A 21,981-nucleotide genomic window follows, 5' to 3' on the forward strand; every position below is an offset into this window, starting at 1 on the left:
CCAAAACTATATATTATGAAAGCAATTTGGAATGGACAGGTGATAGCAGAAAGTAATGATACCAAAGTGATCGAAAACAATCATTATTTTCCTCCTGAAACTATAAATAAAGAATTCTTTAAACCAAGTGATACGCATACCAATTGCCCATGGAAAGGAGTAGCATCTTATTACACGATTCAGGTTGATGGGAAAGAAAATCAAGATGCAGCATGGTATTATCCTAATACTAGTGACCTTGCAAAACAAATCAAAGGCTATGTAGCATTTTGGAAAGGCGTCGAAGTTGTTGATTAGTAGTTCTTAAATGGATTATTAGAGCAAGTGCTTTTTAAAGAAATTAACGATTACATCAAAGGCTTCTTTAGATTCTGGTAGTTCAACATTTTCTGTGAACACATGAGCCAAACCTTCCCATACATGCAAATCAGCTTCTACACCAAGTTTCACCAATTGAGTATGTGTGTAAACAACAGAACTCATATGAAAATCACGAGTAGAAACGATGAGCAAAGATGGTGGAAATTTTGAAAGTATTTCCTTAGAACTTAACGGAACCAAAAGCGCATCATCAAAATCTGGATCGGATCCATAGTAAGGTTCAAAAACAGTTAAAGGAGCAATTCCCTCATATCCTTCTATGGCAGAAATGATATGCATTGCATCCGATTTTGGTCTTGGTTCGGCAGCAGCCATGCCAATCATTCCTATGGCACCTGGGTTTGGAAGGTTTTTTTTCTGAAACCATGCCAATGCCTGTGAGACCAATTGCGCGCCACCAGCTGTTCCGAAAATACCAATATTTTGTGGTTTATACTCTTCTAATAAAGACTTGTACACAGATGCAACATCTTCACTGGCTGCGGGGAATTGATACTCGGGTCCCATTCTATAGTCAATACTAATCACTTTTATTCCACTAAGAGCTGCTATAGGAATAGACTCTATCCGACTTGCTGTCCGAGAATCAAATTGAAAAGCCCCAGCATGTAAATTGATCAAAACCTTGTCTTGGTTTTCTTTCGTAATGCCTTCTTTAGATGTAAATACTTCAGTGTAAACTCCATTTATGGTATCGATTTTAATATCAACAGGATATTTCTCAATCGTTTTTTTGTATAATGGTGTTGTATAAAAATGAGAGGCTAGACATTCTCTGTATTGTTTTCTTTCTTCAAAACTGACTCCTTTTTTTGGAGGAGGGCAAGCGCGTTGCATTTCATTCGACGCTTTCACTTTATATGCACGGTGTTCTTTTAGAATTCGCTTGGTTTTATCGCTTAAGAATTGTGATTCTGGTAAAGTAAATGAGGGAACATGAATTGTTCCATCATCAGTCCGCTGTATTTGGGCTTTACCTCTGTAAGTCGTAAGGATAATAGATAATACTAATAAGGTATAAATTTTTGTATTCATTTTCTTGTAGATTTTAAAACATTGAGAAAGTTGGAAATTAAAATTAGAGATAGTGATATGATAGCTTCTTCCAAAGAAGAGAGTAGAATCGTACCTTTCTTATTGTATATACCTCACTATAACAGGGTTTTTTAGGCGTTCATAAAAGTATTTTATTCTTTTTTCAGGATCTTTTTTATCAATTTTAAAAATGATATAAGCATTCTTTTCCGTGTATTTGCTTCCCTTTGGTACGAATGTGTTTGCGCTATCAATAAGTCGTCTATTCCAATACCTCCCATTATTAGTACTGGCAGTGATTTTTGTGTGCCTATTGTCGGTTGGAGAATAATCACCATGAATATTCTTGTTATCATACAGTAACCGTATTGTACCAAAGGCAAAGGATTTATACTTATTATAAAAAAACAACCATGGAGAATCATCTGAAATAGGATTTTTATCCAAACAAGCTATTGAGTTTTCATCGTAAAGAGGCAAATGGATAGTGTTTCCTCTGGCTTTGAGAAAGGCTAAATGAGTGAATAGACTATCAATGGTCATCTCATCATTTCTCAAGAGGTTTAGGGAGTCATCTTTTGTAAAGGTTATTTCACTCTCGAAGGTGAAATAGGGAAGACCAGAATAAAATTTATATTTCCCTTTTAATAAGATTTTTTCATATCCTTTAATATAACCACTCCTAAATAAACTAAAGTAAAATGGACCCTTTGTTGAAACAAAAATTGAGTCTGGTGAATTGAGGTGAGCCATTGTTTTGTAATCTAAATTTTCTTTACTAAAATTTGGAGCCCAGTGGATTTTTAGACTGGGGTTTTTTCGTGCCAATACCACATTATCAAATTCTTTTAAAGTAAGACTACCTAAATGACCTGAGCCAAACTTCTGATGTTTATGACCTATATATTCTTTCAGGGAAGCTGCATAATACTTGTTTTCGACAATCAAATCCAAGTGATTACCTTTAACGGCAAGGTCAGTATCTGTCTTTACACCTTTGTTTGGCTCTGCTTTAATAACATATTCCTTTGTTTCATTACCTCTAATAGAAATCGGCAATACACCATGGATTTCATGATTATCCTTAGTACTAAGTTTAGATCCTACTATTTGCACAGGAGTTTTTACTTTGTTATTGCTAGAGTACGCAAATAACTGATAATCTTTTTGGCTGGGTTTTAATCGAGGTAAATTAATAATGATATACTCTAAAGATCTTTCTAATCCTTTATTTTCTTCAACTTCTATTTTTAAAAGAGCAATCTCATCCCCTTGACGGCCAGACATAAAAATGCTCCCTATTATGAGCAATAATAAAAGGAGATTTCGCCTTTTTACATCATTCAGTCTCTCTTTCGATTTTAGAAATAATCTTTTGATTGGATCATACCAAACTTTCATGATTCGGTTTTAAATTGTCAAAAACTGTATGTTCTAATTTAACTTGTATGTATCCAACCTAGATGCCAGACCAATACAAATCAATGTATACGCTTTCGATTTTATTAGTATAACCCAATATTGATCAATTAAAATGAAATGATATGTGTGATTTATAAATAAGCCTGATAGATTTATAAATCCATTAGCCTTAAGTATTCATTTTTCTATACTGTGAAGGTGTTGTTTCTTTAATTTTTTTGAACGAGTTATTAAAAGATGATAAGGTATTAAAACCACAATCATATGCTATTTGTGAGATTTTAATATGACTATAGGAAGAGGATGTGAGCTTAGAGACAGCCTCGTTAATACGGTACGAATTAATAAAATCAGAAAAATTAGTATTAAACCCTTTGTTAATGATGTGAGATGTCAAATATGTAGGTAATGAGATTTGTTTTGACAATTTGTCTAAAGTAAAACTAGGGTTAAGGAAGGGTTTTTCTGATGTCATAATTTGAATAATCTCATTTTGATAATGTCTAAACTCCTGATTCGTAATATTTATATTTTGATATTTAGAGTTTGTTTCTTTCTCTTCAAAAATACTTTGGTTTAAAAAAGCATAGAATGCAATTATATAAATAAAAACAGTATAGATAATAGGTCCTAATAGATATGGAGATAATCCTAATATGTAATTTGAAAAATAAGCAAATTGTATACTTGCGGTGCCAAGAAATAGGATAAATAACCAATACTTCTTTTCTTTTTTAATAATAGGTGTGTGTTTACCTGTTTTAATCAAAAAAAGAAATAGAATACCAAAGGTTAAAACAGTATATATTAATTGATGGTATAATAAAAAAGAATATCCACCCAGATGCCAAAAATTACCTCCGTTTATTCTAAAGATAAAAGGGAGTAGTACCAAAGAAGGAACAAAGTGCAGGTAATCTGCTATATGCCATTTTTTTTGTTTAACAACACATAAGAAATATAAAAATAATGTTGGACCGGTAGCATAATGGGCTATAAAACCAATATTTATAAACCAATCAGGAAGCATATCTAAATATACCCATAATAGAGATTTAATAACTCTAATAGAAATAAAAAAAAAGAAAACGGAAAGGAGTGTGTTTGTAGTATTGTGTTTTTTACTAAAAAACAGATAGATGGTCAAAAAAGCACTTTGAACAGCTCCAAAACTACCTAATAAAAGTTCAATCTCTTTTGATATTTTTAATGTTTTCAAATCGGTATTAGTTTAAGTAGTAAATTACCACTAGAGCGAGTATTAAGTACTACTATGGAGTTACATATAACTAATCAAAAAATAAAGACTATTTTTTTAGGATAAGCTCCTAATGAAAAAGGAACTTATCCCATATAATGCTAATCTTTATAGTACAAGTAAACTATTATCTGCAGCGGCAAAATCATTCCATTGGTATCCATCTGCTTCAGCCTCATTAGTCCATTGCCCATCTACAACATATTTGAATTCGAATTTATTGTCTTTGGGAAGATCTACGGTTCCTTTAAAAGTCCCGTTTTTCAACTTTTTTAAGACTGTAGCTTCGGTATTCCATCCATTGAATTCTCCTGCTACACTCACGTTGATAGCTTCTTTTGCCGGAACAATAAAAGTTACTTTGCAAATTGGTTTAGATTTTAAATATTGTTTGGTAATCGCCATAATTTTGTTAAATATTAATTGTTGGTTAATAAAATCGAAACTAAATTACTATAAAACATTAAAAATGAAAAGAAGGAAGTGTCAGATTTTCAGTAATTTAATCAATATTTAACAATAAGATATTAACGATAACGATATAGTGCATCGAGCAATATTTCTATATCTTCTATAGTATTGTAAAAATGTAAACTTACTCGCAATCCAGAACCCCGAAGAGAAGTAATAATATTGTGCTTTTTTAAATGGTTATGAAGCTTCTCATTACCTTTTAAATTAAAAATAGTACTATGTTTTGGTCGGTTGATCACATTTTTTTCTAATAGGTGGAGTTTGGCAAATTCTGATAAGGCATATGCGCATAATTCATCAATCTGTTTTTCTATAGCATAAAGATCAATTTTGGTCAAAAAATTAAGAGAGTACTGTAGGCTTCCAAAATTAAATGTATCCAAATGACCGCATTCAAATCGTGCCTGAACACTGGTATACGAAGAATCATAACTACTCTTAGATGCAGCAATAGTATAAGAAGAAGGTGTGATCTTGTCTAAAACACCATCGTTAAACAACATAAAACCATTACCATAACCGCCCAATAACCATTTATAACCACTACACCCCAAGATATCAATTCCGGAAGTCTTGAAATCAAAAACTCTGGTACCACAAAATTGAGTAGCATCTGCAATGATCAATAAATCTGGGTGTTCTGTTTTTAATGTTTTAAGAAAATCGAGATCAATGGCAATCCCATTAATATATTGTACTAGGCTAAATATAAAAATATCAGGTCTATCCTTTTTGATTACACTTTTGATGTTGTCTTCTAATGCCTCATCTATGGTAGCATAACAGGTGTCAAAATCCTTATTGGAGACTGCAAAATTAATAGACGGATAATCTCCTTCTAATAGAAGTATTTTTTTGTCCTTCTCAAAACCATTTAAGATAGTATTTAGACCTAAAGAAAAATTGGGAGTAAGTACTACGCCATTCTCCTGGCAATTAAAAAAAGAAGAGACGGTTTTACGAACGTTTTTTAAAAAAGTAGCTTGATGCTCTCTAAACATACTGCCACCAATAATAAAATCTAAATCATGTTCTTGCCTAAAATCTAAAAGAGAATCATAAAGCAATCCTGATGCGGCAGTGTTAAGATATGTGTTTTGAGTTAAAACAGGGAATTCTTTTCTTAAATTATTCATAGTAATTTTAGTGCTTTTTGGTAAAATCTATATCTTTACTTGCCGATACTAAGTTAGCATTATTATGTTTTCAAAAAAGAAAGAAATTACACAAATTGATCCTCAACAACGTGAGCTTTATGAGCACGCTCGTAAAAGAGTTATTCAAAAAAAAAGACTGTTTCAGCACTTTGTTGTATTAATAGTAGGAGCAATATTCTTTGCTGTTCTTAATTTGGTTTTTGGTTATGGTAAAGAGTTTACGTTTTTTGGAGTAAACTGGTATGTTATAGCTATATTATGCTGGGTATTTCTCTTTACCTTACATTTCTGTAATGTATGGCTGTTTAGTAAATTTATGGGTAAAGAATGGACTGATCGCCAAATGGAAAGATTGATAGCTAAACAAAAAGAAGAAATTGCTTTAATACAAAAAGATGTTGACTTAATGTACCCTAAGGATGAACTGATTAAAAAGAAAGAAGGGTTTATTAAAGGAAAAACATCAGAGATTGTAGAAGAATTAAAAGAGTCTAAGAAGACGATTACAATGATTGCTGCGGCAGGAGAAAATAATGCACTAGGAAAGGATAACGATCTGGTATGGCATTTGCCCGATGATTTTAAACGTTTTAAGCAATTAACTACGGGGCATCATATTATAATGGGGCGCAAAACATTTGAAACTTTTCCAAAATTGCTTCCTAATCGTGTGCATGTAGTCATTACCAGAAATAAAGAATACCAGGCAGAAGGAGCTATAGTGGTTCATACTATGGAAGATGCCTTGGATGTAGCAAAAGGAGATGAGCAACCTTTTATCATTGGAGGGGGCGAAATCTATACTATAGGAATGGATTTTGCAGATTGTATAGAGCTTACCCGAGTACATGGTACATTTGAAGCAGATGCTTTTTTTCCTGAGATAGATACTACTATTTGGACTGTAGAAAATGAAGAATTTCATGATACAGACGAAAAACATAAGTACTCGTTCACTTATTTGACCTATAAGAAAAAGAAGAAATAGTTCTTGTTTGAAGATTTTACGTCCAAGATTTTGTACCTGATACTATTCGTGTTTTTTATGGGATTATGATGTTATCAAAAAAACTTTTATTTCATTTAGAAGAATTACTTTCTGAATCAATAGTATCTTCTGTACCTTTATCAGGAGGAGATATAAATGAAGTATACCTACTGCAAACACATCAGAGAAAACTTGTTGTCAAACTCAATAGTATCTCAAAGTTTCCCGGGATGTTTGAAGCTGAAGCAAAAGGATTACAAATTCTAAAGAAAACTACAACTTTTACAGTACCAGAAATTATTTTAGTCGGAGCATTTTATGATACCGCTTTTTTGATATTAGAATATATTGCTTCTGATCATAAGTCTGATGATTTTTGGAGTGTGTTTGGAAAAAAGCTAGCTATGCTACATCAAAATAGCTCTTCGATTTTTGGTTTTGAAAAGGATAATTATATAGGTAGTTTACCACAATATAATTCGACCTGTGATTCTGCATATGAGTTTTATATAACACAGCGTTTACAACCACAATTTAGATTAGCCAAACAAAACGGATTTACTTTTTCTGATTTGGATACTTTTTATCAAGTGATTCAGAACGAAATCCCGGAAGAAAAACCGAGTTTGATTCATGGCGATTTATGGAGTGGTAATTATATGATAGACAAAAATGGATTTCCCTGCCTTATTGATCCTGCTGTAGCATATGCACCTAGAGAAATGGATATAGGAATGATGCATCTTTTTGGAGGTTTTGATTCAACATTATTCCAAGTTTATAATGAAAATTTTCCTCTTGCAGATAATTGGAAAGAACGATTACCTATATGGCAGTTGTATTACCTTTTGGTACATCTTAATTTATTTGGAAGTTCGTATTATAATAGGGTAAAAGAAATTGTAGAATCTTATAAATAAGGAAATGTAATTCTGAGTAACTGGTATAAGGTACTATGTCTCTATTATTGTAGCTGAGTATGATGGCATGCTAACTGAATATTAATCCTTACTTTTGTCAAAATTTTAAATACACAGTATCATATGAACGCATATGTATTTCCCGGTCAAGGGGCGCAGTTTTCAGGAATGGGTTTGGATCTATATGAAAACTCTGAAATAGCAAAAGAGCTTTTTGATAAAGCCAATGATATTTTAGGTTTCGAGATTACTAAAATTATGTTCGAAGGTACCCCTGAAGAGCTAAAGCAAACTAAAGTAACGCAACCAGCAATATTTTTGCATTCGGTTATTTTAAGCAAAGTACTAGGTGATAGTTTTAAGCCCGATATGGTGGCAGGGCATTCTTTGGGTGAGTTCTCAGCATTGGTAGCGAATGGGACTTTGAATTTTGAAGATGCTTTACGATTAGTATCCAAACGAGCAAAGGCTATGCAAAAAGCATGTGAAATAAAACCATCAACTATGGCAGCTGTTTTAGGGCTGGAAGATGAGGTGGTAGAAGAAGGGTGCAAAGCAATAGATGGAGTCGTGGTAGCTGCTAACTATAACTGCCCTGGTCAATTAGTTATTTCTGGAGAAGTTGAAGCTATTGAGAAAGCTTGCGAATGGATGAAGGAAAAAGGTGCAAGGAGAGCTTTGGTATTGCCTGTAGGAGGAGCATTTCATTCTCCGTTGATGGAGCCTGCCAGAGAAGAACTAGCTGCAGCGATTGAAGCTACTACTTTTAATACACCTAATTGCCCGGTGTATCAAAATGTAACTACAGAAGCTGTAACTGATCCTGAAGAAATTAAGAAGAATTTGATTGCACAGCTTACGGCACCAGTAAAATGGACACAAAGTGTGCAAAATATGATCAAAGACGGTGCGACATCATTTACAGAAGTTGGACCAGGAAAAGTGTTATCTGGACTAGTGAAAAAAGTAGACCGATCTATGGAAACTATTTTAGCTTCGGTTTAATAAAATATTATTTTTCTACATTAACCTCATAGGGATATCAATCCCTATGAGGTTTTTTCATAAGACACTTTTGTTTACTTTATTGTTTAAGCTTACTTTTAATTTGATTTAGCTTTTCTTCATACCCAGATATATAATCAGGATCATACTTTTTGGCGAGTTGAATCGCTTTTTGTTGTGCTTTAAATGCAGCATCAAATTGATTGTCTGTTTCTAATGCATTGGCTAAACTACTATATGCCCATGGTGATCTTGGGCGATAGCTAACTCGTCTTTCAAACACTTGTATTGATTCTTTAATTCTTCCATCTCTTAATAACTTCCCTCCGATAAATCTCAAGGAGTTCACATTATTCCAACGTTCGGCTTTAGGAAGAATAGAGAATCCATATGTTTTAGAAAGATTGTTATGAAAAGCATCTATGTTCTCTAACGCATTTCCAGGCTTTTTAATAAGATCTCTGAATTTTGGAGACCAGTTTTCTCTGGGAAATATCATTTCCATAGAAGAGAGTATTGCTTTCATAACACTGGCATAATGATCTTCATTAGGGATAATCTCAACTTTGAGAGTTAGGTTTTTATTTTGAAAAGGAGCCAGGCGTTTTTGTAATTCATCGAGGTTGGTTTGATAGGATGTATTCCATGTCATGTCTAATGAAGCCACTCCGAGATAAAAATATGCTTTTCGGTTTGGATTTTTGATAAAGCTTTCTTCAAAAACATCGATAAATGTCGTGTTTGGTTCATATCCCATACCTATCATATCCGCCGAGGCAATAGTAATATGTCCTTGGAATAGATCCGGCTCCTTGGCAAAGGTATGTAACGGGTATACACTACTTCCTGATACCCCAAGGATTATTCTGTAATCGGCAGCCCGATAGTGTTTTTTGAGGTAGGGAAACAATTCTTCTTTAAGATGTTTAGTGAATTTATCAGGATCAGCATCGAATTCTATTTTATCTCTGCTGGACCACATCCCATTGGTATAGACGTTTGGAGCATAATGTGTTTCTTCTTCAAAACTAATTATTATAGCTTCGGGCATTCGGGTTACATAGCTAAGGTGCTTTATTATGCCTGATATCGTCAGGAAAAACTGAGAGCCATGAGAACCACTTAGCATAATAACCGGATAGGTATGATCCTCTGAAGCTACTTCAAAACTATCAGGAAGATAAATGTTCATTACTCTATTTTCCTCAAGAATCTTAGAGTTAAACGTAATCTTTTGTCCATAGGTTATGGGAGAAGATGAAATTTTTAACAATGATTCTTGTGACTGCTGTGATTTTCCTACAAAAATAGATATCCATAGAAAAAATACTGTTAGATATAAATTTGTTATTTGCATAGTACGATTGATAAATGTTATTAAATGTTTTGTTATTTAGCAAAAGCAGGTATGATATTTTTTTGAAACCTGAGACGTTATTGTATCTTCAAAATCATGACCAGTAGTTACAATGATTAGGTCAAGCTCTTCGATTGTTGTACTATATTGTTAACCACTATTTTCTGCCTATAGGCGTTGAGTCTATAAAAGCTTTTTTGAGGTTGAGAACTATTTCTCAAAACAACAATCTCAGTCTTTTGGGGGGAATCTACCGTACTCAAGGGGTAGGGCTATCGCTTTGTTTGGTAAAATTGTGTTTGACTCTCAGGGTTTCGATAATTTGAGCATCTACCCAGAAAATATCTACATTATCGTATTTGTCTGATGCTTTGGTTTTACCCATATTTCTATTAAAGAAAAGATATTTGCCATCTGGTGTTACGCTTGCACTGGCTTCCCAAGCTTCTGTATTTATTGTCTCTCCTAAATTGATAGCATCCCCCCAAGAACCATCTTGTTGTTTAAAACTAATATAGATATCAGAATTGCCATATCCACTTTCTCTTTTTCCGTCCCATAATAAATAAGATTCATCTGGGGCGATAAAAGGATGTGCATTCATTTTTCCGGTATTAATTTCTTTGCCAAATGGTTTTGGCTTTTCACGTTTTCCATCTATTAAACGTGAGTACCGAATAACACCATCTCCATTTGGCATCCCTATTTCATCAAAAACATAGGTTCCTTTTGATGAAGCTGTAAGGCGCATAATCTGTATTTCCTGAAAAGAGGAATCAAGTTTTTTTAATTCTGACCATCCAGTATCGGTGCGCTCTTTATATCTTCGCCCCAAATGCATCGTCTTACCATCTGGTGAGATGAAAGGTTGCCCTACTCTAGGCGATATAACTGACTCTTGCCATTGGTTATTTTTACATTGAAAAACAACAAATTCCATTTTTTTGTTTTCCTCAATTTCTCCAACTTCTCTAATGAAATAAAATTCTTTTAGGTTGGGTGTAAAGGAGCCTCCGTATTCCCAATTCTTTTTTACAATAATACCTGGGGCAAAAGGTTTAGGCACTATACCAGGTGGTTTTTGACCAAGATAAGATGCTTTTGTAGCTAGAGAACCACTTGCTTTTGCTCTGTCGTTTTTGGTATTGCAAGCATATACTAACAGGGCTAGTATAAATATCAAAATAGGATATGTTTTTTTCATAACTAAAATTGAAGTGCAGGTGTAAGAATATTAATAATTTTTAATGTACTACACAACCTAGGTTAAATATAACCAATAGTCGAAGAAAAGGCTTTTAAATACTGTTGAATTGGGCTAAAAGAGGAATAAAGAGTTTCTTTTTACGGTTGAATAGGACGGGGTAAAACTTAGAATTGCACCCATTTTCTAAATGCTGAAGTAGTACTAGAGCTAGTGGTGACCCCCTGTTCGACTCCATTGAGTACTATTATCAATCTGTTTTTACTATGATTATCCATCGCTTTGATGTGATTAATATTTACCATTTGACTTCTGTTAATTCTGAAGAAAACGTTAGGATCTAATTGATTTGTTAATGAGCCAATGTTTTGTGTGGTGTTATGAATACCTCCTTTTTGATCCGTAATCTTACAAAAATCACCACAGGCTTCAATCAGGGATATTGTATCTGTATCGATTAGTTTGATGCCATTTCTTTTTTTGATGACAAAACGTTTTAGGAATTGCCGCTTTTCGGGGTCTATTAATTCTTTCAGATTTTTATAAATGCCATGGTCGAGAGATGAACTATTTTTCGATAACGGAATTAGCGTTTTATATTTATGAATCGCTTCAGAAAATTCTTGTTCAGAGTATGGTTTTAAAATATAGGCTATACCGTTAGTTTTAAAAGCTTCTAATAAAAAAGTGTCGTATGCTGTACAGAATATGATGGGAGTAGCAAGGGGTGTTTGGTCAAAGATATCGAATGCAATACCATCGAGTAATTGAATGTCAGAAAATATCAGATCATATTTATTTTCTCTAAGTAGCTTTAAGGCTTTTTCTACAGATCTGGACCAGTGATGGGTGAATGGTGTTGTAAGACATTTGGTGAGATACAATGTCAGTTTTTCATATGCAGGAATTTCGTCTTCTAAAATTAGAATATTCATATGCTCCAATGCTAGGATTAGTCTTTTAGGGTTAAAAGAGGTAAAGAAACGGTAAAATCGGTTTCGGTTTCTTCGATAAGAACTTTTCTATCCGAAAGTAGAAGATAACGTTTTTTTACATTTTCTAATCCACTTCCTGTAGAATGATCGGTTTTTGACTCTTTGGTTGTGTTATTTTTTACCAGGATGTGATCTTGGGTAATTGTAATCTGGGTATTGATAACTTGGCTATTGCTTGGTTTATTGTGTTTTACAACATTTTCAAGAACTGTTTGTAAAGCCCCGGTAGGCAGATATTTGTCTTTAGGAAAATCGGTTTGCGGGATTTGGAATTCATAAGAATGCCCAAACCTTGTTTCGATAAGAAAAAAATAGTTTTCGGCTAGTTTGATTTCTTCCTCCAGAGTTACGACTTCTTGGTCCTTGGTTTGAATCAGGTAGCGATATAATGCTGCTAATTTTGCGACATATATTTTTGCCTTTTTGGGAGACGTTTCAATAAGCGCATCCATTGTGTTCAAACTATTAAACAAAAAATGCGGGTCAAATTGAGAGCGTAGCAATTTGAGCTCTGTCTCTCTTTGTTCTTTTTCAATTTGATTAACTTTTATAAAGTTTTCATAGTATTTCTTGCCTAGTAGCAGTCCCAGAGGAATGGCAATATCTATGGCAGAGTTATAGTAACTTTTATAAAATAATACATTACTCATATCTGTTGATATGCTTATAGGATTACCTGCCGCCCAAAATTCTAGAATAAGAGACCAAAAACCTATAAAAATGACACTGGATAATGCGAGAATAAAAAACAATATATACCTTTTGTTTTTAACCAGTAACTCTATAATCAAATACTTAAAAATTAACAGGAGAAGAATTGTTTTTACCCAAAAAAGAGGAATATCTACAATGTATTCTAAGATCGAATTATCTACAATATAAAATTTAACAATATCCCAGAGGGTGGCCAGGATAAAGTAAAAGGCAAGAAGCTTGTAGTCTGATTTATTAAGCTTTAGATATGTCATAGATTATAAAGATAGGGTTAGATATTTAATCTAGCCTTTTGCACCAATATAGTATCAATATCGTTATTTTGCTTTTGCAAAAGCTATTTTTATCGCTAGCCCTGTTAATACAGAAGCCATAAACCATTTTTGTATTTTTACCCAGATTGGATTTTTGGCAAACCAGCTAGCCATTTTTGCAGCAGAAATGACAATAAGAAAATTTACCATAAAACTTATAATGACCTGAATAATGCCTAGTAGAAAACTCTGAGATAGAATTGACCCGTACTCCGGCTTAATAAATTGTGGAAAAAAAGATAAATAAAATAAGGCCATTTTGGGATTAAGAACATTGGTTAGAAGCCCAATATTGAATAATTTAAAGGGTCTATCTTTTTTTAATGAATTGTTTGTGTCAAAAATTTTGGAGCCACCAGATTTTACTGTATTGTATGCTAGATATAACAGGTAGCCAACTCCCAGAAATTTTACAACGATAAAAGCATAAGGTACGGCAAAGAATATTGCTGTCAACCCAAAAGATACCATAAGGATATGAAACAGGAATCCACAAATAACTCCAAAAAGAGAAATAATCCCAGCCTGTTTACCTTGTGATAAGGATCGGGATATGAGATAAATCATATTGGGTCCAGGGGATAGAACCATGATGAGAGAGGCAAGAGCAAATACAAGGAGTTCATTATAAGGTATCATATAGATAAGTTTACTGGATTACAGGTGTAAAAATATTATTTTTTTGTTAGCCAATTGAAATCATTCTTGATGTTTTGATATTCATAATGGATTCTCAACTGATTTGTCTATAGCTGTGAGTAAGAAAAGGTAAGATGGCAAAGCAAACTGATTTTGGTCAATGTGTAGATAATCCTACACTTGTTCACAGGACTACTGTTATGGATCCGCGCATGGTTTTAAGTATTCATCGCAGAGAGGGAAGACCACAGTGCTGCAGGGACAGATATGAGTATGCCGATGGGCGATATAATTTGTGCGGGGGTGGAATAAATCAGTGCGGGGACGGGTAATTGTATACCGATGGTCGATATAATTTGTGCAGGGACAGAGTAAATCAGTGCGGGGATGGCTAACGGTATGCCGATGGTCGATACAACTGATGCCGGGACAGGGTTAGCTAGTGCGAGGAAGAGTAACAGTGCACCAAGGGTCGGTATATCTAGTGTGAGGGATAGACCATGCTTCGCATCTAAGTTTTGATATACTCTTCGGGTTGATTATTATAGATCAAGATGAGTTTTTATTCTTTTTCTTTTGTCTCGCCAATGATCACTCCAAAATTTCCATCCAACTGATAGTACTCTTTGGAAGGAAGGTAAATCCTTGAAACGAACCCATCGAGATACAATGCATTTTTACAACCTTTTTGTTTAAAATAACATGCAAAATCATAAAAATTTGTTTTCTCTTTGGAGATAGCAAAAAGTAAGTTTCCGTTAGGTAGGATTCCAACTCCGTTTCTTATATGAACGTTAGAAGAACCTTTCCTGAATTTAGAGTGAATTTCCCCGTTAATCAATAACATGGGGCCAGACTGAGTGGCATATTTGATGTTTTCGTTGAACTTAAATATTTCTGTAGTGCAAATAATAGGTTGGTTGTTTTTTGTCAAATAAAATATGCCATTTGGTTGAAGATAAAAATTACCATAGCCATTTCTGGTCGTGTCAACCTTAGATTTAATTTGCCCTTTTTCAATATATAGTCCTTGGGGAGATAGATCTTTGTTATACATCCCCCCATTCATGGCAAAAACCAATTCTTTATTTTGTTTTTCAAGTATTGATTTTAGATTTTGAAAATTCCGATAGTTTGAGTTATTTGGATCTTTCCAATAAAAATCTAGTTTTTGAAGGGAAGGGTCTACTTCATAGCTCAAAAACCTTGATTTTTCGGTAGCATTTTGCGGTTTTTTAATTACATAAGAACCAACTGACAGTAGTAGTACACTCAATAATGCAATACATCCAATTAACTTTTTCATTGGTTGTTATTTCTTATAAATAATTCCATCTTTCATAACAAAAACCACATTTTCCATAGTTTTTATTTTTTGAGTAGGGTCATCGTTTACTGCAACAATGTCTGCTAAGAATCCTGGAGTGATTTGTCCAATTTGGTCTTGCATATTCAGAATCTTCGCATTGGTGATAGTAGCACTTTGTATGGTTGCAATGGCTGGCATTCCGGCTTCGACCATAAATGCAAATTCTTTTCCGTTTTGTCCATGCTTAAACACTCCTGCATCTGTACCAAAGGCTATACCAACGCCACGATCATATGCTTTTTTGAATGTATTTTGGATTTTTGGACCTATTTCTAGTGCTTTAGGAACAATAATAGCTGGATAATAACCATCGATAGTGGCTTTTTGGGTTACTTCTTTTCCAGCGGTAATGGTAGGCACTAAATAGGCATCGTGCTGTTTCATCAGGTCCATCGTTTTTTCGCTCATCAATGTACCGTGTTCAATAGTTTTTACACCTCCCAAAACTGCACGTTGCATTCCTTCATCACCATGAGCATGAGCGGCTACATGAAATCCGTAGTCTTTGGCCGTTTCGCAAATTGCTTTAATCTCTTCTATAGTAAATTGGGGGTTAGAACTACTTTTGGCAACACTTAGTACACCACCTGTAGCTGTTATTTTGATAAGATCGGCACCATTTTTATAACGTTGCCTAACGGCTTTTTTGGCATCCTCAATACTATTGACTACTCCTTCTTTTGGACCAGGATCACCTATGAGCGATCTTTTACTTCCATTGGTTGGATCTGCATGTCCTCCAGTAGTAGCAAGTGCTTTTCCGGCGGTAAATACTCTGGGACCTTTTACCTTCCCTTTTTGAGTTGCTTTTTTGAGAGAGATATTTACTCCGCTTCCTCCCAGGTCTCGTACAGTGGTAAAACCAGCCATCAATGTTTTTTCTGCAAATTCAATAGAGTTAAAAGCAATGTCGGCTTCATTATCAGTATATCTTTGTAGATATGCTTTTGGGTTTGTTTCCATTTCCATATGCACATGCATATCGATTAAACCTGGCATTACAGTTTTGTCTTTAAGATCTATTGTTGTGTCTTCTTTTTTACCGGTAACATAACCACTTTTGATACTAGTGATTTTATTTCCTGTCACGACAATCGTTTTTTCGGTTAGGATTTTTCCTGTTTTGGTATCAATCAATTTCCCACATTGTAAATAAGTGTCTTGCCCAAAAAATGTAGTGCTAATGCATATGAATAATAGTGTATAAATGTATTTCATTGTGTAAAGATGTAAGAGAATTAGTTATGTTACATTGAGTTTTTGAATATACAAAAGGAACAATTTATAATAAATAGTTGTGATTAGAGGATAGATTATGATTTCTTTTAGAAATTGTAAAGTATAGAGTTTTGGTTTTTTGCTTTATAATATCAGATATTTTTTGATATTCAAATAAATAAGATCTACAAGTAAATTAACTTGTTTTAGCTTATGTTATTGATTATAAAATGTTTAACTTTAATATGTATTGTTTAACCAACTTGAATAAATATGTTAAAAGGAATTGTATATGTTAGTGAGGCATTAGTAGATTTTAGTGCCGATGAACTGATAGCGCTGGCGGCTGACGCTTCAAATTGTAATGTAGAATATGGTATAACCGGTTATTTATACTATGAAAAGGGATTTTTTCTGCAATACATAGAAGGGGATCAGGATAGGATTGACACCCTTATGGATAATATAGATCGTGATAAAAGACATAGGGTGCATAGTATTGAAAGCACTTCGGGTATTACAAGTAGAAAATTTCCTAATTGGCATATGAAACAATTAACAAGATCTACTTTGATTCAGATCAATATGGAAAATGTTCTTATGGATTATATGACCCATTGTAGTAAAAAGAATAGCCTAGGTAGCAATCACGAAAGTATCTGGCGTATGATTGATAAGCTATCGGGTTTCAGAAAAAAACTATCGTATTCTGTTAGTTAAAAACTCTGTTGTAGAATGCATCAATTACAAAATTTATGATCAGGCTTATATCAGAGCCTGATCATAAATTTTGTATTATAATACTCTGCTATAGTGCGCAATTTATCTTGCTCCAGAGGTTTTTCTATAAAATCGTATATCATTTCTGTATCAATAGCTTTCATTTTGTCTTTGCTCCAATTAGAGGTGGTAAGAAACACAATAATCATTTCGGCTCTATTTTCTTTAGGAATTTTAGAATAGTGTTCTAAAAATTCAAATCCATCCATAAGAGGCATATTAATATCTAGAAAAATGATATTGGGTCTGGGAAATTCATTTTGCTCTTCGGTTTGTTTAAATTTACCTTGATGATTTAGATAATCAAGAGCTTCAATTCCATTGTAGGCTTCGTGAACCTGGTGAGCAATACCTGCTATTTCGATCATTTTTTTATTAAAAAAATTAGTAGAGGGGCTATCATCTACCAGTAAGATACAATTCACTTTTTTCATGACTTCTTATTTTTGTAGATGGTAAAGTAAAAAGTTGCTCCTTCCCCAGGAGAAGATTCTACCCATATATTTCCTTTATGATTGTTTACGATTCTTTTACAATTAGCCAGACCTATGCCTGTTCCATCATAATCATTTTGCCCATGAAGTCGTTTAAAGATTTCAAATATTTTATTGTGATATTTAGGGGCGATACCTATACCGTTATCTTGGATTGAAAACAAAAAATGGGTTCGTTTTTCTTCAAATTCTATATCAATTTTGGGTTGACTACTATTCTGATATTTTAGACTGTTAGATATCAGGTTTTGAAATAGCTGACGTATCTGGATCATATCACAGATAATAGTGGGTAATTTCTTATAGTTAATTATGGCATTACTTTCTTCGATATGCTGCTGAAGGTCTTCTATAATTTCAGAAATGAGTAGGTTTGTATCTACAGGTTGAAAATTTAATGATTTGTTATCAAGTTGCGAATAGGCTAGTAAATCATTGGTTAAGGTAATCATACGTTTAGAGGCGTTCTCAATAAATTCTAGATATTGATTGGCGTTGTCATCAAAGTCTTTTTGGTATTCATCTTTAAAAAGTTTGGTGAAGCTAGAGATGGTTCTCAAAGGTTCTTTTAGATCATGGCTGGCGAGATAGGCAAAGCGTTCTAATTCTTCATTAAGTTCTATCATTTTCTTTTCCCCTTTTTTTCTTTCATGAATATCTTTTAAGGTGCCAACTACTTTTTGAATTTTATTTGTAGGATTTAGTTGTACTTGTGCACTTATCAAAAACCATTTGTATCCATTTTTATAGGTTTTTAGTTGTAATTCATGTTCAAAACTTTCCCCTTTTTTAATATGATTATGTATCTTGTCCTGAAAAGCTTCTGCTTGTTTTGGATGAATCATTTTTATAAGAGAAGAGAAAGTGGGTAATTCTTTTTTTGAGTGATATCCCAAGAGTTTTAGAAACTCATCAGACCACCAGGCATCATCGGTAGATAGGTTGCTCCATTCCCATAGCCCTGCTCCCGATCCCATAATTGCTAACTGGTATCGTTCCTGACTTTCTTTTAATTGCAGTTCCATAGCTTTGGCTTTAGTTATAACATTGATTACTCCTAGAATATTTTTTGTTTTTCCTTGATCGTCTGTTTCATTTAGTTTGTCTGTGCACATTACCCACACATAGTTTCCTTTAGTTTTATGTACTACTCTATATTCAATTTGCAAGACATCTTTTTCTTTAATGGTCTTAAGCTTTTTGTAATGATTCATTACCATTAAGTAATCATCAGGATGTACAATTTTCTTTAATATTTTTGGGCTCATTTTCTGGATGTCGGCAGAAGTATATCCAGCAGCTCTCAAAATATCACTGCTGCTATAAATATATTCATGCTTTTGAATATCGTATATGTATATGATAGCAGGGTTTGCATTCATAATATGAGTTAAGAAATCATTCAGTTTTTCTTTATCAGAGTAGACTTCTTTTATATTATGAACATTTATAAAATTGACAACGACCCCTTCTATATTATCTTTATGCTGCTTATAAGGATATATTTCCATCATAAACCAGTTGCCAAGTGAGTTTTGAACCTCTTTTTTATAAGGCTGCAGTGTTTGTATCACATTTTTTGAGTACATAGCTAGATTTTCTCCACCGAGCGTACCCGAAAAATGATTAATGGGTCTTCCTATATCTTCTGCACGTAATTGAAAGTGCTCATTTATGGAAGGTGTAAATTTTCTTATCCTTAATTGTTTATCTAAAAATATGGTTCCAATATTGATGTTTTTTACCAAATTTTCCATATCAGAATTTAATTGAATCAATAATGTGTTTTTTTCCTGCAACTCTCCGTTTACGGTATGTAATTCTTCATTTACAGATTGTAGTTCTTCATTAGTACTTTGTAATTCTTCGTTAGTTGCCAGAAGCTCTTCATTGGTCATTTGCATTTCTTCATTAGAACTTTCCAATTCTTTTATTATAGATTGTAAATCACGCTTAGTTTCATTTAGAGTTTTTTCTAATTCTTCAATATCACTATTTTGAGATAAATTATTTATTGCAGTAACCGTTTTTTCTTCTTTTTTGGTTTCTTCTAAAAATGTAATAAGAAAAGATTCATAATTAACAGAGGTCATTTTGATACGATGTATCAGGATGTTTACTATTCTTAGCATGTTTTTTTCAACAGAAAACTTTACCTGCTTTTTAATCGAATCTATAGAGTCTATAGATAATTTTCGGATACTGGTGATGAGTGGAATACGATATTCATTTGGTAGCATTTTTAGTAAATTATTGGAAAAGCCTTCTTCAGGAAAGTTGAGGTAGTTTTTTATTTTTCCAAAAGCGTGAATGATCTCAAAATTTTTATCAACACTTATGCTTACCGCATCCAACTCATTCATCAATATTTGATTTATTGATTTCTCGATCTTTTCCTCAAAAGGTTGTTTGGTATATTTTGATTTATCGATCTTGGGATAATTGGTTTGGTCTACTTTCCATTTGTTGATAGTACTGATTTTTTTGGAAATGTTGCTGAAGTGTTTGATATAGATTTTCCACTTAAAATTTATTTTTTCAAAAAGATTATCCAGTGTGCCAAGGCTTTCAGAGCTTCCTAGAAAAAGGTATCCATCCTGATTTAGTACTTTGTGAATTGTAGTTAATACTTGACGTTGAATTGTACTATCCATATAAATCAACATGTTTCTACAGGAGACAAAATCCACTTTATTAAATGGAGGGTCTTTTAGTACATTGTGCTTAGAAAAAATGATTTTCTGTCGAACATAAGGACTTACATGGTGGTTATCTTCTTTTTTGATAAAATATTTGGAGAGTCGTTCTTGAGATAAGCCAGAGTCGATTGTCTTGTAAATGCCTTTTGATGCAATATCGATGGATTTTTGATCAATGTCTGTTGCAAAAATTTTATATTCTATGCCTTGAGATGTTGTAGATTCTAAATATTCTTCAAAGAGCATAGCTAAAGAATATGCTTCTTCTCCAGTAGAACAACCTACCACCCATATTTTGATAATATTGGTATCATCGGTTTTTTTCTTTATAAGGTTAGGAATTACTTTGTTTTTGATAATGTCGTATGCGTCACTATCTCTAAAAAATGAAGTAATACCGATTAGAAATTTATTAACCAGTATATGTTGCTCTTCTATGTTGTTCTCTAAATACTTTATGTAATTTTCTATAGATTGATTTTTGGTTGCTTTTGTTCTTTTTGTGATCGATCTGGAAAGAGTAGGTTTTTTATAGGAGAAAAAATCGTACTCAATTCCACTTTTCAAAATTTCTAAAATTTTATTGATTGATTTTTGATCTGGATAATCAATTGGAGAAAAAGGGCGCCCAGATTTTATGTTCTCGATAAATGAAATTAACCTGTTGGGTATTTCGTCAGCTTTTAATACAAAATCACTTAACCCATTAGAAATAGCACTTATAGGCATACCATCAAAATTAGAATCTTCAGGGTTTTGTATAAATAGTACTCCTCCTGCTTTTTTTATAGCCATAGCTCCTTTTGTACCATCAGAACCTGTTCCTGAAAGAATAATACCAATTGCTTTTTCTTGTTGTTCTATAGCAAGTGAACTAAAGAAGATATCTATAGGGAAATTAACCTGATCTCTTTGAGAACGAGAGATTAATAAGAGTTTTTTGTCTTGTATGATTATATTTTTGTTTCCCGGAATTAGATAAATATGATCAGGTTCTAATGTGTTTTCGTCCTTTGCTTCACAGACCGTCATTTTGGTGTGTCGGGATAATAATTCTGGCATAAGACTTTTGTAATTGGGAGACAAATGTTGTATGACAACAAATGCATAACCTGTATTAACAGGACATGAATTAAAAAAATCCTGTAATGCATTTAAGCCTCCGGCCGAGCAGCCGATGCCAATAATGTAGGAAGTTTTTTTATTCGTTCTTTTACGTTTTTGAACTAATTCTTTCTTCATATGTTATGAAATAGATAAATGATGAAAAATAACAGTACAGAAATAAAAGAGGGGGCGTTTTAATCAAAAGGGTATTTCTAAGATAAAAAAAAACAAGAACAAAAAAAACTTTTTTTGTAAGCTTATTTGTCTGACAGTAAGGTGATTATGGTTAATCCGTTGTTGGTTTTTTTGATTTTATTTTGTAGAAACCCCTGTGGACATGGGAGTTTTGAGATATTTGTAAAATTATTTATTACTTGTAAAGATTATCATAATTTTTAACATAAAAAATCACAGATATCAAAATTCTATAGGATTTTGATATCTGTGAGGG

The 21,981-nt window shown here is 33.2% G+C and carries 19 protein-coding genes; 5 read left to right on the forward strand and 14 right to left on the reverse strand.

All coding sequences use genetic code 11. The annotated features are described in order from the left end of the window. Nucleotides 1–15 precede the first annotated feature (15 nt). The gene (locus C1X07_RS22845) at nt 16–297 is read left to right on the forward strand and encodes a DUF427 domain-containing protein (RefSeq protein WP_103072373.1); all 282 of its coding nucleotides are present in this window, start codon (nt 16–18) and stop codon (nt 295–297) included. 18 nt (nt 298–315) lie between these two features. Here the strand turns inward: C1X07_RS22845 and C1X07_RS22850 are convergent, their stop codons facing one another. The 5 genes from C1X07_RS22850 to C1X07_RS22870 form a co-directional block, all read right to left on the reverse strand. Then, a complete protein-coding gene (locus tag C1X07_RS22850) occupies nt 316–1,416 on the reverse strand; it encodes an alpha/beta hydrolase fold domain-containing protein (RefSeq protein WP_103072374.1) in 1,101 nt (366 codons plus the stop codon). 99 nt (nt 1,417–1,515) lie between these two features. After that, nucleotides 1,516–2,703: a hypothetical protein gene (locus C1X07_RS22855; protein ID WP_128755378.1), complete on the reverse strand. Its 1,188-nt coding sequence runs from the start codon at nt 2,701–2,703 to the stop codon at nt 1,516–1,518. A gap of 304 nt (nt 2,704–3,007) precedes the next feature. Continuing rightward, nucleotides 3,008–4,057: a helix-turn-helix domain-containing protein gene (locus tag C1X07_RS22860; RefSeq protein WP_103072376.1), complete on the reverse strand. Its 1,050-nt coding sequence runs from the start codon at nt 4,055–4,057 to the stop codon at nt 3,008–3,010. A 147-nt stretch (nt 4,058–4,204) separates the two neighbouring features. Next, entirely contained in the window at nt 4,205–4,501 is a 297-nt protein-coding gene (locus tag C1X07_RS22865) for an isoamylase early set domain-containing protein (RefSeq protein ID WP_103072377.1), read from the reverse strand. Between the two features lie 122 nt (nt 4,502–4,623). After that, nucleotides 4,624–5,706 carry an aminotransferase class V-fold PLP-dependent enzyme gene (locus C1X07_RS22870; RefSeq protein ID WP_103072378.1) on the reverse strand — a complete coding sequence of 361 codons (1,083 nt, stop codon included), beginning with the start codon at nt 5,704–5,706 and terminating at the stop codon, nt 4,624–4,626. A 64-nt stretch (nt 5,707–5,770) separates the two neighbouring features. Between C1X07_RS22870 and C1X07_RS22875 the strand changes: the two genes are divergently transcribed. The 3 genes from C1X07_RS22875 (at nt 5,771) to fabD (ending at nt 8,640) form a co-directional block, all read left to right on the forward strand. Beyond that, entirely contained in the window at nt 5,771–6,715 is a 945-nt protein-coding gene (locus C1X07_RS22875; protein ID WP_103072379.1) for a dihydrofolate reductase, read from the forward strand. 65 nt (nt 6,716–6,780) lie between these two features. Next, the gene (locus C1X07_RS22880) at nt 6,781–7,635 is read left to right on the forward strand and encodes a fructosamine kinase family protein (RefSeq protein ID WP_103072380.1); all 855 of its coding nucleotides are present in this window, start codon (nt 6,781–6,783) and stop codon (nt 7,633–7,635) included. 123 nt (nt 7,636–7,758) lie between these two features. After that, nucleotides 7,759–8,640, forward strand: a complete 882-nt coding sequence (gene fabD / locus C1X07_RS22885) for an ACP S-malonyltransferase (RefSeq protein WP_103072381.1) — start codon at nt 7,759–7,761, stop codon at nt 8,638–8,640. A gap of 79 nt (nt 8,641–8,719) precedes the next feature. On the opposite strand, the gene C1X07_RS22890 is transcribed toward fabD, so the two are convergent. The 7 genes from C1X07_RS22890 to C1X07_RS22925 form a co-directional block, all read right to left on the reverse strand. Further along, nucleotides 8,720–9,997 carry an alpha/beta hydrolase-fold protein gene (locus C1X07_RS22890; RefSeq protein ID WP_103072382.1) on the reverse strand — a complete coding sequence of 426 codons (1,278 nt, stop codon included), beginning with the start codon at nt 9,995–9,997 and terminating at the stop codon, nt 8,720–8,722. Between the two features lie 259 nt (nt 9,998–10,256). Beyond that, nucleotides 10,257–11,201 (reverse strand): TolB-like translocation protein, encoded by a 945-nt coding sequence (locus tag C1X07_RS22895; RefSeq protein ID WP_206604269.1) that lies wholly within the window; start codon nt 11,199–11,201, stop codon nt 10,257–10,259. 167 nt (nt 11,202–11,368) lie between these two features. Next, entirely contained in the window at nt 11,369–12,136 is a 768-nt protein-coding gene (locus C1X07_RS22900; RefSeq protein WP_103072383.1) for a LytR/AlgR family response regulator transcription factor, read from the reverse strand. A gap of 17 nt (nt 12,137–12,153) precedes the next feature. Continuing rightward, nucleotides 12,154–13,164: a sensor histidine kinase gene (locus tag C1X07_RS22905; protein ID WP_103072384.1), complete on the reverse strand. Its 1,011-nt coding sequence runs from the start codon at nt 13,162–13,164 to the stop codon at nt 12,154–12,156. Between the two features lie 63 nt (nt 13,165–13,227). Then, on the reverse strand, nt 13,228–13,863 hold the full coding sequence (locus tag C1X07_RS22910) for a LysE family translocator (protein ID WP_103072385.1): 636 nt from the start codon (nt 13,861–13,863) through the stop codon (nt 13,228–13,230). Nucleotides 13,864–14,425: 562 nt separating this feature from the next. Then, nucleotides 14,426–15,169: a phosphodiester glycosidase family protein gene (locus tag C1X07_RS22920; RefSeq protein ID WP_103072387.1), complete on the reverse strand. Its 744-nt coding sequence runs from the start codon at nt 15,167–15,169 to the stop codon at nt 14,426–14,428. 6 nt (nt 15,170–15,175) lie between these two features. Next, the gene (locus C1X07_RS22925; protein WP_103072388.1) at nt 15,176–16,450 is read right to left on the reverse strand and encodes a metal-dependent hydrolase family protein; all 1,275 of its coding nucleotides are present in this window, start codon (nt 16,448–16,450) and stop codon (nt 15,176–15,178) included. Nucleotides 16,451–16,723: 273 nt separating this feature from the next. Here C1X07_RS22925 and C1X07_RS22930 point away from each other — a divergent pair, with 273 nt between their 5' ends. Beyond that, nucleotides 16,724–17,170 (forward strand): BLUF domain-containing protein, encoded by a 447-nt coding sequence (locus C1X07_RS22930; protein ID WP_103072389.1) that lies wholly within the window; start codon nt 16,724–16,726, stop codon nt 17,168–17,170. 50 nt (nt 17,171–17,220) lie between these two features. Here the strand turns inward: C1X07_RS22930 and C1X07_RS22935 are convergent, their stop codons facing one another. Both C1X07_RS22935 and C1X07_RS22940 read right to left on the reverse strand, forming a co-directional pair. Then, complete coding sequence (locus C1X07_RS22935) at nt 17,221–17,664, reverse strand: response regulator (protein ID WP_103072390.1); 444 nt, start codon at nt 17,662–17,664, stop codon at nt 17,221–17,223. Further along, nucleotides 17,661–21,665 (reverse strand): chemotaxis protein CheB, encoded by a 4,005-nt coding sequence (locus C1X07_RS22940; protein ID WP_103072391.1) that lies wholly within the window; start codon nt 21,663–21,665, stop codon nt 17,661–17,663. The genes C1X07_RS22935 and C1X07_RS22940 overlap by 4 nt, the downstream gene beginning before the upstream one ends. Between the last annotated feature and the right edge of the window lie 316 nt (nt 21,666–21,981).

It is taken from the genome of Aquimarina sediminis, from assembly GCF_002895435.1.
Taxonomy (GTDB): domain Bacteria; phylum Bacteroidota; class Bacteroidia; order Flavobacteriales; family Flavobacteriaceae; genus Aquimarina; species Aquimarina sediminis.